The 11920-nt window shown below is 37.4% G+C and carries 16 protein-coding genes; 7 read left to right on the forward strand and 9 right to left on the reverse strand.

All coding sequences use genetic code 11. The features are described from left to right. Positions 1-284: 284 nt before the first annotated feature. On the forward strand, positions 285-719 hold the full coding sequence (locus AC1DRF_RS09770; protein WP_014461670.1) for an HIT family protein: 435 nt from the start codon (positions 285-287) through the stop codon (positions 717-719). Positions 720-821: 102 nt separating this feature from the next. Here AC1DRF_RS09770 and AC1DRF_RS09775 read toward each other — a convergent pair whose 3' ends face one another. The 3 genes from AC1DRF_RS09775 to AC1DRF_RS09785 form a co-directional block, all read right to left on the reverse strand. Further along, positions 822-2717 carry an acyltransferase family protein gene (locus AC1DRF_RS09775; RefSeq protein WP_427076859.1) on the reverse strand — a complete coding sequence of 632 codons (1896 nt, stop codon included), beginning with the start codon at positions 2715-2717 and terminating at the stop codon, positions 822-824. A 303-nt stretch (positions 2718-3020) separates the two neighbouring features. After that, positions 3021-3464 (reverse strand): GNAT family N-acetyltransferase, encoded by a 444-nt coding sequence (locus AC1DRF_RS09780; protein WP_013081678.1) that lies wholly within the window; start codon positions 3462-3464, stop codon positions 3021-3023. A 17-nt stretch (positions 3465-3481) separates the two neighbouring features. Continuing rightward, the gene (locus AC1DRF_RS09785; protein WP_025752934.1) at positions 3482-4036 is read right to left on the reverse strand and encodes a PadR family transcriptional regulator; all 555 of its coding nucleotides are present in this window, start codon (positions 4034-4036) and stop codon (positions 3482-3484) included. A 253-nt stretch (positions 4037-4289) separates the two neighbouring features. Here AC1DRF_RS09785 and serC point away from each other — a divergent pair, with 253 nt between their 5' ends. Together serC and AC1DRF_RS09795 are read left to right on the forward strand one after the other, a co-directional pair. Further along, entirely contained in the window at positions 4290-5387 is a 1098-nt protein-coding gene (gene serC, locus AC1DRF_RS09790; RefSeq protein ID WP_043981712.1) for a 3-phosphoserine/phosphohydroxythreonine transaminase, read from the forward strand. A 124-nt stretch (positions 5388-5511) separates the two neighbouring features. Continuing rightward, on the forward strand, positions 5512-6042 hold the full coding sequence (locus tag AC1DRF_RS09795) for a tryptophan transporter (RefSeq protein WP_153253357.1): 531 nt from the start codon (positions 5512-5514) through the stop codon (positions 6040-6042). Between the two features lie 257 nt (positions 6043-6299). Here AC1DRF_RS09795 and yhzF read toward each other — a convergent pair whose 3' ends face one another. Further along, positions 6300-6518 carry a membrane protein YhzF gene (gene yhzF / locus AC1DRF_RS09800; RefSeq protein WP_464722081.1) on the reverse strand — a complete coding sequence of 73 codons (219 nt, stop codon included), beginning with the start codon at positions 6516-6518 and terminating at the stop codon, positions 6300-6302. Between the two features lie 73 nt (positions 6519-6591). On the opposite strand from yhzF, the gene AC1DRF_RS09805 reads away from it, so the two are divergent. Both AC1DRF_RS09805 and AC1DRF_RS09810 read left to right on the forward strand, forming a co-directional pair. Next, positions 6592-6987, forward strand: coding sequence for a YtxH domain-containing protein (locus AC1DRF_RS09805; protein ID WP_427076860.1), 396 nt, complete (start codon positions 6592-6594; stop codon positions 6985-6987). Between the two features lie 113 nt (positions 6988-7100). Further along, positions 7101-7697 (forward strand): HTH-type transcriptional regulator Hpr, encoded by a 597-nt coding sequence (locus AC1DRF_RS09810; RefSeq protein ID WP_477740661.1) that lies wholly within the window; start codon positions 7101-7103, stop codon positions 7695-7697. 3 nt (positions 7698-7700) lie between these two features. Here AC1DRF_RS09810 and AC1DRF_RS09815 read toward each other — a convergent pair whose 3' ends face one another. Beyond that, positions 7701-8045: a DUF1878 family protein gene (locus AC1DRF_RS09815; RefSeq protein ID WP_013081673.1), complete on the reverse strand. Its 345-nt coding sequence runs from the start codon at positions 8043-8045 to the stop codon at positions 7701-7703. A gap of 476 nt (positions 8046-8521) precedes the next feature. On the opposite strand from AC1DRF_RS09815, the gene AC1DRF_RS09820 reads away from it, so the two are divergent. Next, positions 8522-8701, forward strand: coding sequence for a hypothetical protein (locus AC1DRF_RS09820; RefSeq protein ID WP_013055312.1), 180 nt, complete (start codon positions 8522-8524; stop codon positions 8699-8701). Between the two features lie 35 nt (positions 8702-8736). Here the strand turns inward: AC1DRF_RS09820 and AC1DRF_RS09825 are convergent, their stop codons facing one another. Then, on the reverse strand, positions 8737-8832 hold the full coding sequence (locus AC1DRF_RS09825) for a YjcZ family sporulation protein (RefSeq protein ID WP_016762974.1): 96 nt from the start codon (positions 8830-8832) through the stop codon (positions 8737-8739). Positions 8833-8868: 36 nt separating this feature from the next. Beyond that, positions 8869-8958, reverse strand: coding sequence for a YjcZ family sporulation protein (locus AC1DRF_RS09830; protein ID WP_016762973.1), 90 nt, complete (start codon positions 8956-8958; stop codon positions 8869-8871). 307 nt (positions 8959-9265) lie between these two features. Here AC1DRF_RS09830 and AC1DRF_RS09835 point away from each other — a divergent pair, with 307 nt between their 5' ends. Continuing rightward, complete coding sequence (locus AC1DRF_RS09835; protein ID WP_013055311.1) at positions 9266-10189, forward strand: peptidylprolyl isomerase; 924 nt, start codon at positions 9266-9268, stop codon at positions 10187-10189. Positions 10190-10231: 42 nt separating this feature from the next. On the opposite strand, the gene AC1DRF_RS09840 is transcribed toward AC1DRF_RS09835, so the two are convergent. Both AC1DRF_RS09840 and yhaM read right to left on the reverse strand, forming a co-directional pair. Beyond that, positions 10232-10414, reverse strand: a complete 183-nt coding sequence (locus tag AC1DRF_RS09840; RefSeq protein WP_013055310.1) for a sporulation YhaL family protein — start codon at positions 10412-10414, stop codon at positions 10232-10234. A 65-nt stretch (positions 10415-10479) separates the two neighbouring features. After that, a complete protein-coding gene (gene yhaM / locus AC1DRF_RS09845; RefSeq protein WP_013055309.1) occupies positions 10480-11421 on the reverse strand; it encodes a 3'-5' exoribonuclease YhaM in 942 nt (313 codons plus the stop codon). Between the last annotated feature and the right edge of the window lie 499 nt (positions 11422-11920).

The raw sequence follows: 11920 nt of genomic DNA on the forward strand, positions 1-11920 counted from the left end.
TCAATGCTTAAATGAGGTGTTTGTTAAAGAGAATATACTTTTTCAAGTTACTGTTTCATTAGGCAATGCAATTACGTAAATGAGGTGTTCCTTAAAGATCATAYGCTGCATTAAAAGCTATTTTTTCCTTCTTCACATGACGGGATGCATAATCGTTTGCATCCCGTTTTTGTGTATAAAATGCCAGCAGCTATTTCTTGTCTGCTGATTGCATTCCTACTTTGTGGTAAAATAAACGTACATGTATACCCATACATTTATATTGGTAACGGAAGGTGAATATAATGAGCACACATGATGAAAACTGTATTTTTTGCAAAATTATTCGCGGTGAAATCCCAGGTGCAAAAGTATTTGAAAATGAACATGTATTAGCTTTTTTAGACATTAGTCAAGTAACAAAAGGGCATACGCTGGTGATTCCAAAAGTACATAAAAAAGACATTCACGAACTAACGCCGGAAATTGCGCGCAATTTGTTTGAAGTGGTTCCTCAAATCGCAAATGCAATTAAAGAAACATACAGCCCAATCGGCTTAAACATCTTAAATAATAATGGTGAAAAAGCTGGTCAATCCGTGTTTCATTATCATATGCACATTATTCCTCGCTATGGGGAAGGCGATGGATTCGGTGCTGTATGGAAAGAGCATACAAGCGAATACACGCCTGAAAAACTTCAAGAAATCGCTGGCAATATTTCTTCTCGCCTTTCTTGAAACAAAAAAAGCTTACACATGTAAGCTTTTTTTGTTTTATCTATTCATTTAACACATGTTTAATCAGTTTGTGATACAAAACATCGTACAGCTTTTCACTTATTATGAACGACTTTCCGCCTTAACTTCTAAATTCATACGTTCTTCAATCAATTTTGTTAATGCTCTTGATCCTTCAGGTACCAAGTGGACACCATCTGATGTAAAGTATTCAGGGTGCTTAGAAGCCTCTGAGTACCAATCTACGAGCGTGACGTGATCAAACTTTTCAGAAGCAGCTTTCAAGTTCTTGTTCACGGTGCTTTCCCACGAACGAGGAACGCGCGTATTCACTAAGTAAACATCCGCGTGTGAAAAAGCTTTTAACAGTTGTTCAAGTTCTTCATTTGTAAAATAGCCGTTTGTTCCTAACTCAATAATCACTGCGCTGTTCGGATTATTAAATGCTTGATAGCTAGGAGTTAGCTGCAGTGCTTCATTGAGCTGCCTTCCTACTTTTCCGTCAATCGTAATACTAAGCGGCATCTCTTTAAGATTAGGAGCAATATCCAGCATGACCGAGTCTCCAATCGCAAGAACATCTCTGTAAGAATTCGGCTGCTGTTTTTCTTTGGCATCAGATTTTTCTTCCCCGGAACTCTTTTCCGCGTTCTCTGCTTTTTTATCATCCGCTTTGTTCTTGTCTTTGACAGAAGTTGAAGCATTTTCTTTATGATTCGTTTGAATTTTAACCTCTGTCTCTTTCGCTGTCGTCTCATCCTTTTGCTGCGTACTAATAGCAAAGCTTGTCATATCCGCTGTAAACAGCGCCAAAAAGAAAATGAGACTGCCCAAAACCGCTTGTCTCGAACGAGAGAGATTACGCCATTTAAAAAGCTCTCTCGGATGGTAGTGCCGGAAATAATAGCGAAAGCCGCGTGTGCGGATAGGCACTTCGATGTAACGGTAAGAAAGTTCAGCAATGATAAATGTAAGGCCTACTTGTAGCAGCGCATGCCAATAGACCGGGCGGCCAATCTCGGATACAGGTGTTGTAAGAACAATAACCGGATAATGCCACAAATAGATGCCGTATGATCTAGTACCAAGCCAGCGAAGCGGCTTAAACGACAGAGCTTTTCCTAAAAAACTACTAGGATGACTAATCGTTGCAACCAGTACAGCAGCGTTTAAACAAATCAGCAGCATTCCACCTTGATAAAGAAAAGATGCATGAGTATACTCATCAACGCTCCATACGCAGAGAATAAATACAAAGAAACTCACCATACTTACCGCGTTTAATACTTGCTTGCCTACGGCTGGAAGATTTTTTGATGATAAACGATACATCGGCCAGGCAAATGCAAGTAAACAGCCGATTAAAAGGGCAAACAGCCGAGTGTCGGTTCCATAATAAATGCGGCTAGGATCTCCTCCTGGCTCATATAAAAAAGACATTAGAATAGCTGAGGCCATTACTCCAGCTAAAATGAATAGAGAAAGAATTCCTCTCTTTTTAATAAATTTTAAACCCAACAATAAAACAAGTGGCCACACAATATAAAACTGCTCTTCAATAGCCAGTGACCATAAGTTCTTTAATGGTGACGGTGACCCAAAACTATCAAAATATGAAACTTTATGAAAAATAAACCACCAGTTACTCATATAAAAAATAGACGATAATGCATCGCCTCGTAGCGTTGTTAACAATGGCCGGTTAAATAAAATAACCCAAGCTGCAGTTAATACTACCATCACATACACAGCTGGAAGAAGTCTTCTCGTTCGGCTAATCCAAAAATGCTTCAAATTTCCCAAAGGATTTTCCCAAGATTGCACCAGTAAAATCGAGGTAATTAAATACCCTGATAATACGAAGAAAACGTCAACTCCTAGAAATCCTCCAGATGCCCATCCAAATCCTAAGTGATATGCAATGACAGACATAACAGCGAAAGCTCGAAGTCCATCCAAACTATATATATACCTATTTTTCTTTTCCTTTGCACTCATAAAAATGCCTCCAAGCAATATGTACAACAAATTTCTTTCTGAACCAATATTAAGAATATTACGTAATTGTTACATTTTTGTTACAAAAATCATTATATACAATATTATTACTTTCTTCAATATATCACTTACTTAAAATCAAAGAATAAGCAAAAAGAAACAAATTCATTATCTATCTTATTCATAAATTACTAATTTAGTAGTAGTCATATCGATTCTATCTGCGCAATACTAAAGCCTAACATCTTTCTTTCACCTTACCCGTTTCAGAAATAGAAAAACTTCACACAATTGGTGAAGTTTCTAAGGTGTCTTTAGCATATCTACGTGGGGAAGCCCTTCATCTGAATAAATATCGGAAACAGGTCTAAAACCAAACGATTCATAAAATGTTTGAAGTCTGCTTTGAGCTTGAATTTTAATTGTCTTCTCGTGCAATTCATTCTCTAAAAAATCAATTCCTCTTGCTACTAGTTCTCTTCCGAGACCCGTACCGCGCTGTGCTTGTTTTACAATAATGCGCCCAAGAGAAGCTTCCTGGTAGCTAATTCCTTTTGGTAAAACTCTAAGATATGCGATAATTTTCTCATTCTCTTTTTTAAACAAGTGATAAGCAAGTTTGTCTTTTCCATCTACTTCTAAGTAAGCACACTTCTGTTCGACAACAAAAATAGCGGTGCGAACCTGTAGAATTTCATAAAGCTCATCGTTTGTCAGCTCTTGAAATGATTTTATGCACCAAGTCATGATCCGCTCACCTTTTCTTATTGTTCTTTTTCAATTAAATTCAGCGTACGTTCAAGCCAATTGATATAGCTTGTCTCCCGGTCTTGAGCGCGAGATAGCACCAAATAATGACCAAATTGAGGAGACGAAACGGTAATGTGATGATTAACTTGTTCCAAAAGGTCATCCATTCGTTTCTTTAAAAAAGTTAGCTTCACTTTCCTGCTTGATAGCTGGTTATCTATTTGTTGCTTTAACTCTTCTATTGACATGGATGAAGCAAAATAAGCTTTTAACATAAATTCATCTTTAGTTGTTTCAGGAATAGGATCAATCGTAGTGAGCCACTTGCTTAACTCAGCTCTTCCTTCTTCCGTTATCGAATACATCTTTTTTTCTAATTTCTTGCCTTGAATCACGGTTTCATAGCGAATAAATCCCTCTTCTGTTAATCGCTTTAACTCGGGATAAATCTGGCTGTGCTTAGCACTCCAAAAATTACCGACCTCTTCTTTAAAAAGTCTGGTAATGTCATACCCGCTGAGCTCCTTCTGATCTAAGAGCCCTAATATGGCATATTTTAATACTCTCATTCTGTTCCTCCACATTATTTCTTCCATCAGTATAGCATATAAACATTTCATTTACATGTTTGCCAAAACATGTTTGCGTATACTTTTTATTTATCTTTTTTCTATTATTTTCTCTTTACAGATTAATTTAAATTTTTGAAAAGTTACCTCCACAATCAATGGTTTTCATGATAGTATAATGATATTCTTTCTGACATCAGTCATTAGCCATTTTGTATGATGAGTGTTCGAACTAATTTGAGGAGGAATTAATGTGATTACGTTAAACAGAGCTTATAATTTTAATGCAGGTCCGTCTGCGCTTCCCCTACCTGTCTTACAACTTGCTCAAGAGGAGCTAGTTAATTTTAAAAATACAGGTATGTCTGTGATGGAATTATCACATCGCAGCAAAGAGTTTGAAGATGTATTAACACATGCTAAAGAAACACTCACGGAATTGCTTAACATTCCAGATACACATGAAATTTTATTCCTGCAGGGCGGAGCAAGCCTGCAATTCTCTATGATTCCAATGAACTTTTTAGCTCCCGATCAAGTCGGTGCATATGTACTAACCGGATCATGGTCGGAAAAAGCATTAAAAGAAGCAAAGAAACTTGGAAAAACAGCAGTTGTTGCTTCTACTAAAGAAGAGAACTACCGCTCTATTCCAGCTTTAGATGACGTAAAGCTTCCAAAAGAAGAGATTGGGTACTTGCATATCACGTCCAACAATACCATTTTTGGTACACAATGGGCTGACTACCCTTCTATCGAAGGAGTAGACTTAATTGCCGACATGTCAAGCGACATTCTTTGCCGTCAAATTGATGTATCTAAGTTCTCACTCATTTATGCTGGTGCTCAGAAAAACCTCGGACCATCTGGTGTCACGGTTGTCATTTTGAAGAAAGAATTGCTTAAACGTATTCCTGAAGGTTTACCAACAATGCTGAATTATGAGACACACGTAAAGAGCAACTCTCTTTACAACACTCCTCCAACGTTTGGCATTTACATGCTTTCACTTGTTTTAGATTGGATTAAAGAACAAGGTGGCGTTAAAGCAATTGAAGCCCAAAATCATAAGAAAGCTAAGTTACTCTATACAAGCATGGAACGTTCAAATGGTTTCTATACCCCTCACGCTACAGAGGAAAGCCGATCAATTATGAACGTAACGTTTACTTTACCAACCGATGAGTTAACTGCTGCGTTTTTACAGCAAGCAAAAGAAAAAGGCTTCGTAGGATTAGCTGGACACCGTTCAATCGGCGGATGCCGCGCTTCTATTTACAATGCTGTACCGCTTGAAGCGTGTGAAGCTCTTGCCGTCTTTATGGATGAATTTGCACAGGCAAACGCATAATTGGCAGAATTAACTGATCTTTTTTTCACATAAATATGTTATAATCAGTATGTAAATATATGCAATGGGCATAGACGCACTATTGGTATATTTCGAGCTTAGCTTAGAAGAGGAGAGATGAGAAATGAATACAAAGGTTTTAGTTTCTTTAGCGTTATTAGTCGGAATTGGAGCGGTTCTCCACACGGTGGTACCTCCTATTTTATTTGGAATGAAGCCAGATATGATGTTAACAATGATGTTTTTAGCAATCCTGTTGTTTCCTAGCGTAAAAAATGTTGCATTGGTTAGCTTAACCACAGCGGTTATTTCTGCTTTAACAACAAGCTTTCCTGGCGGACAAATTGCAAACTTGATTGATAAACCAATTACAGCATTTGTTTTCTTTGCATTATTTATGCTTGTGAAAAAAGCAACAGGCATTAAAACACCCGTTGCCGCTGCTTTAACAGCTGTTGGCACACTCGTATCAGGAACCGTATTCTTGTCTGCTGCCGCGCTAATCGTCGGCTTACCGGGCGGAAACAGCGTCATGGCGCTTGTTGCTGCGGTTGTATTACCTGCAACAGTAGTGAACACAATCGTTATGGTCGTTATTTATCCAATTGTTCAATCCGTTCTAAAACGCACAAGCATCAAAGCAAAATTATCGTAACGTCAAGAGCCTGATTTAATTAAGAATCAGGCTCTTTTTTTACACCAAAAGCTCAGTCTCGTCAAAGCGTGGCGGGCCTTTAGATAAAACGGTTCATTTATAGTATGTTGCTGATCTTTTAGAAACAATCTACAGTTCGACTCTTAACTTTTTGTTTAAAAAGAAATGGTACAGAATGCTTTTCACTTAAATTTCATTTGCAGCTCATACAATAGGTATGAAGACTTACTATGTAATAAAGGTTTAAGTTCTCCATCCTAGGTTACATAATAAAGTATAAGCGCCAATAAAAAACTCGCAAAAGCCACTGTCGCACATGTAAGAGACTTTTGTTTCAGCACATGTTTAGGTGGATATGATGCCGTTCTAGTCGTAAGGCTAAACCATTTAAAGGCAGCCAGAAAAAAACTCAGGCTAATTATCAAAAGAATGAATAAAGCTACCCCATGTTGATAACCTCCTTCTTTTGTATAAATCTATGCTATTTTTTTATGATTATGTCAGAAGGAAGTGTTAGCAATTACTTTACTACATAGGAGGAAATAAATAATGAGCAGAATAAAAAAACTAGCAGCTGGAGCAGCAATCGGAAGCACCGTAGCCGCTATTACAACGCTTCTTGTTACTCCATATTCAGGACGAGAACTTAAACAGCGTGTCAGCTCTCGAAAAGACCGAGTTAACGCTTCACAACAAGAGCTCTCAACAAAAATAAAAGCTGTTTCTCAACAAGTACAAATGGCCGCCAGAGAAGGAAATACTATAGTGAAAAATATCGCAAGTGACCTTTCTACTACCCTTGGTCAGTTTAAAGAAGAAATTGTCCCTCATAAGGAATCCCTTCAGCATCATTTGAAAGAAATCCAAAATTCTTTGTCAAACCTTGAGGAACATGTACAGACAACTAAAAATCCCAATGAAAAAATTGACAAAAAAGAAGGTTGAAACGCCTTCTTTTTTAATTTTTTAAAATTTTGTAAATTTACATCTTTATAATTTTTTATTTTATTGGCATAATAGAAGATAAATAAAAAAAGAGACTAAGTAGGTGGGAGAAGATGAAAAAGACTAGTGATCAAGATTACAGTTTGAAAGAAGCACTTCTATTTAGCCAACGCATTGCCCAATTAAGTAAAGCCCTTTGGAAAACCGTAGAGAAGGATTGGCAGCAATGGATTAAGCCTTATGACCTTAATATTAACGAGCATCATATTTTATGGATTTCATATCATTTAAACGGGGCTTCCATTTCCGAAATTRCCAAGTTTGGAGTTATGCACGTTTCTACTGCATTTAACTTCTCCAAAAAACTAGAAGAACGAGGTTTACTTGAGTTTTCTAAAAAAGAAAGCGATAAGCGAAATACGTACATTCAGCTGACAGATAAAGGCGAGGCCATTTTATTAGATTTAATGGAACATTACGAACCTTCTAATAATTCAGTGTTCAGCGGCGCACTTCCGTTGCGCGACTTGTACGGCAAATTCCCTGAATTTATGGAACTGATGACCGTCATCCGCAAAATTTACGGTGAAGATTTTATGGATATCTTCGAGCGGTCTTTCCATCATATCGAAGAAGAATTCACTGAAGAAGATGGCAAGCTCGTCAAGAAAGACAAAGAGAACCACCAGGAGACTATTTCAAACTCTTAATGGTTAATCCCTTATCCATTGAATAATTTCAAAAAATTCATTCATCACATCTTGATAAGAAGGTTGATAACGAAGCGATTCGACCGTCTCTCTGGGAGTTAATTTATAATTCAGCATGCCAACAAATTGTGTAAGAAGCGGAACAAAGTCTGTTAGACCTTCCGCTTTTTGCTCAATATATTCGTTTTTTGTATCTTCACACAGAATTAAAATTTCCTCTACTTCCTTCTTTGTAAGCTGATTTCTTACCACTAAATCAATAAATGGTTTAGCTTCTTGTTCAGATGTCCCAGATAACAGTTTTATGTAATATTCTAAACGTGATACTCGAGATTCTAAAGTTTCCATCCRCTTCCCCTACTCCTTCAACGTTCATATACCTCTACTCCATATTGTACATGATTCATTCATGTTCTTCCAAATAATTCTTTCTGCGTCATTCACATTTCCTGTTTAAGTAGCACCGTATAAAGATTTTCATATACTGATTATGTACTCACTGCATATATTAATATAAATCCCTCTGTCCTTTTTAACAATCCTTTTGCACAATGGGTAATTGTTACTCATTTCTTATCCATTCACTTTGCTATTTCGTTTAAAACCTATTTCTCAACTTCTTAACTACCCTTTATAAAATAAAAACCGCATTTCTGTGTAAATACCTTTTGAAATTCTTTGCTCAACTGTATATATAACTATCTATTTTACCGCTTTTTTGGTAATGTTAATATAGATATTTGTAAATTCATACAAAGCTGTACTATATAAATGACTATAAGACTTTTTGTCTTCGTCACACTGATTTTGTTAGGGGGATTTTTATGTACATATTCTTTATTGTATTTGCACTATTCATTTTATTCTACATCAATGCACTAACAAATACATTGTGTATTCAAAAAGAAATTCCAGCTGAAAAACAGCCTAAAGTTTTTCGTACGATTAATGTATTAATTACCATTTTATTAGTTTCATCTTATATTGAAGTATCATTTACATAAAAAACGGTGAGATGTCTCACCGCTTTTTTATAGGCTTAGCAAAAACAGCTAGCTCCGATGATAACTAATAAGATGAATAATACGACTAATAGCGCAAATCCACTGCCGTATCCGCATCCGTAAGAACCCATATCTATCGCCCCTTTCCTTTTATATTCATCTGTTTCCTAGTGGTAACATGCACAACCAACAATGACTAATAAGATAAACAGTACAACTAATAGTGCAAAACCGCCTCCATATCCGCCTCCGCTCATTTGAGCACCCCCTTTGTTTACTAATACTGCATCTTATGCATCAGCTCAAAAAACGTCTAGGCTTTTAGCCCAAACTCCATAATTTATTTCTCTTGCTTCTCGTTTGGAAATTACTCTGTGAGTTTGTCCACCATTTTGAAAACGCTTTATAAAAAAGCCATCATAAGCGTATAATCACTTCATGCTTAGTGGAAAATAAATGTAAATTTACGTGGTTTTAACTTYATTTGCTAACATCAGGAAATGTGATATAGTAAATCTTGAGTCAAGCTACATAAGTAAAAATGATGAGTAGGAGTGTTTACGTATGAAAAAAAGCTTAGTTGCACTAACAACGGCAGCCAGCCTCGTTGCTTTATCAGCATGCAGTGGGGGGAATGATGCTTCAAATGCAAACGATTCTTCAAAAGTAATTGTAGAAACAAAAGCAGGCAATATCACTCAAGGTGATTTGTATAAGCAAATGAAAGATACAATYGGACAAGACCAATTTAATACACTCGTACGAAGCGTTACCGAAGAAAAAGTATTGAGTAAAAAATATAAAGTAACGGATAAAGAGCTTGATCAGCAGCTGAACATTCTAAGAGAACAATACGGTGATCAGGTGGATTCAGTTATTAAGCAAAAAGGCGAAAAAGAAGTCAAAGATATGCTAAAAGTGGATATTCTCCGTGAAAAAGCTGCTACGGCAGGCATTAAGGTATCGGACAAAGAGCTGAAAAAAGCTTATGATGAATATAAAGCTCAAAAACCTCAAATTCGCGCAAGCCATATTTTAGTAAAAGACGAAAAAACAGCAAACGAAGTAGAAGCGAAAATCAAAAAAGGCGAGGACTTTGCTAGTCTAGCAAAAGAATATTCAACGGATCAGCAGTCTGCAGCTAACGGCGGCGATTTAGGCTACTTCGGTGAAGGCCAAATGGTTAAAGAATTTGAAGAAGCGGCTTACAAGCTGAAAAAAGGTGAAGTAAGTAAACCAATCAAAACAGAGTACGGCTACCATATCATTAAACTAGTCGATAAAAAGAAAGTAGAATCGTTTGAGAAAAAGAAACCTGAACTTGAGCAGCAAATCAAACGTTCAAAAGTAGATCAAGCAGAAGCGAACAAGAAGATTCAAAAAGAGCTTGATAAAGCAAAAGTGGAAGTCAAAGATAAAAATGTAAAACCAATTTTCGAAGAAGGTGCGACAGATAGTCAATCTGGCGTAGAAACTCCTCAGCAGTAATGCTAAGAGCCTGTCACTCATGTGACAGGCTCTTTTATATAATCAGATGGAATCGCTGTTGCGTCTTTCTTTTTCCACTTGCATTCTTTCGATGAAGACTTGTCCTTCTTTTTCAATAAACGAATCATCCACTTGCTTATCATGTTGTGCAGCACGAATCGCCATAAATCCACTAAAGAAAATGCCTGCTACAACTAAATAAATCCAAATTGGTAGTGTCACCATATATTGATCCCCCATCACAGTTATTTACAACCACTATATGCGAAGGAAGAAAGACTTATACCTTTTTAATCAATCGTTGGTTTATAAAATGAGCGATTATCAAGTGCAAAAATACGCTCTGTAAACTCACCGGGCTTCACTTTTGTTAATGCTCGGTCCAGCATGTTCATTTTAGCGTCTACATTGTCAATCAAATGAAGCATCTCAGCTTCTTTAATTAACGGCTTTTTCGGACTTCCCCACTCTTCCTTACCGTGATGCGATAATACAAGATGCTGAAGAAGCATAACCTCTTCTCCTTCAATCGCTAATTCTTCTGCGGCTTTTCCAATTTCATTCACCATAATCGAAATATGGCCAAGCAGGTTCCCTTCGACTGTGTATATCGTCGAAACAGGACCTGAAAGTTCAAATACTTTGCCAAGGTCATGAAGAATAACTCCAGCGTACAGCAAGTCGCGGTTTAAGCTTGGATAAAGGGTTGAAAATGACTCAGCCAGCTTCAGCATAGACACCACATGATAGGCAAGTCCCGATACAAACTCATGGTGATTTTTAGTTGCTGCCGGATATTCTAGAAATTCCGTTTGATATTTTTTAAACAAATGGCGAGTAATGCGCTGGACATTCGAATTTTTCATTTCAAATATACTCTTTGTAATATGTTCGACCATTTCTTCTTGAGATAAAGGCGCCACTTCTAAAAAGTCAGATGTGCGCACTCCGTCTTGGGGCTGTGCAGGACGAATGTTGCGTATTTTCAACTGGTTGCGTCCGCGGTAATTCATTACTTCTCCAGCAGCTCGCACAATCTTTTGAGCAGCATAATTTTCCTCGTCATCTGGGGAAGCATCCCACAGCTTGGCTTCAATATCACCTGTTTTATCTTGCAGGATTACCGTTAAAAATGGCTTTCCATTGCTTGCAATTCCTCTCGTTGAGGATTTAATTAAAAAATAAAGATCAACTTGCTCTCCTACTTCGTATTGAGCAATTCCTTTTGTCATGATCTTTTCCTCCTTACCACTTCATTCTATGTATTTGATAACGAAGCTCTTATCGCTTCGTCCGCTTATTTACAGCTCTTTACATTTCATTTTACCATCGCTTGCCACCGAATGCACGGGTAGACGCTTTTTCATAAAAGATGAGATTGCGACATAACAAAATCAATGCAATCTAAAGACGAACAAATTGGATAAAAGAGCTGAACTGCTTGAGACACCGCTGTTGATTTCCGTGCAAGACTTCGCTTTCCGCGAGCGGGCGCTGAGCCTCATCGTCCCTTCCGCTCCTGCGGGGTCTCACCTATTCCGCTTTTCCCGCAGGGGTCTTCGTCTTGCTCTCCAATACACAGCTAGAAGCAGCCACATATATGAAAACTATGGTCACTATAGCAATAAAAAAATCCGAACGAGTTGGATTCTCCCTCAAGAATCTAGGTTGTTCGTTCGGATCTTCCTTCAACTAAACTACTTTTATCTCAGTGAGAGGCTGAGATAAAAG

This window comes from Priestia sp. P5_B4, from assembly GCF_056400385.1.

Excerpts from the sequence above, each read along its gene's own strand:
- AC1DRF_RS09770 (WP_014461670.1), top strand. The coding sequence starts at position 285 with ATGAGCACACATGATGAAAACTGTATTTTTTGCAAAATTATTCGCGGT.
- AC1DRF_RS09775 (WP_427076859.1), bottom strand. The coding sequence starts at position 2,717 with ATGAGTGCAAAGGAAAAGAAAAATAGGTATATATATAGTTTGGATGGA.
- AC1DRF_RS09780 (WP_013081678.1), bottom strand. The coding sequence starts at position 3,464 with ATGACTTGGTGCATAAAATCATTTCAAGAGCTGACAAACGATGAGCTT.
- AC1DRF_RS09785 (WP_025752934.1), bottom strand. The coding sequence starts at position 4,036 with ATGAGAGTATTAAAATATGCCATATTAGGGCTCTTAGATCAGAAGGAG.
- AC1DRF_RS09795 (WP_153253357.1), top strand. The coding sequence starts at position 5,512 with ATGAATACAAAGGTTTTAGTTTCTTTAGCGTTATTAGTCGGAATTGGA.
- AC1DRF_RS09805 (WP_427076860.1), top strand. The coding sequence starts at position 6,592 with ATGAGCAGAATAAAAAAACTAGCAGCTGGAGCAGCAATCGGAAGCACC.
- AC1DRF_RS09815 (WP_013081673.1), bottom strand. The coding sequence starts at position 8,045 with ATGGAAACTTTAGAATCTCGAGTATCACGTTTAGAATATTACATAAAA.
- AC1DRF_RS09820 (WP_013055312.1), top strand. The coding sequence starts at position 8,522 with ATGTACATATTCTTTATTGTATTTGCACTATTCATTTTATTCTACATC.
- AC1DRF_RS09825 (WP_016762974.1), bottom strand. The coding sequence starts at position 8,832 with ATGGGTTCTTACGGATGCGGATACGGCAGTGGATTTGCGCTATTAGTC.
- AC1DRF_RS09830 (WP_016762973.1), bottom strand. The coding sequence starts at position 8,958 with ATGAGCGGAGGCGGATATGGAGGCGGTTTTGCACTATTAGTTGTACTG.
- AC1DRF_RS09840 (WP_013055310.1), bottom strand. The coding sequence starts at position 10,414 with ATGGTGACACTACCAATTTGGATTTATTTAGTTGTAGCAGGCATTTTC.
- yhaM (WP_013055309.1), bottom strand. The coding sequence starts at position 11,421 with ATGACAAAAGGAATTGCTCAATACGAAGTAGGAGAGCAAGTTGATCTT.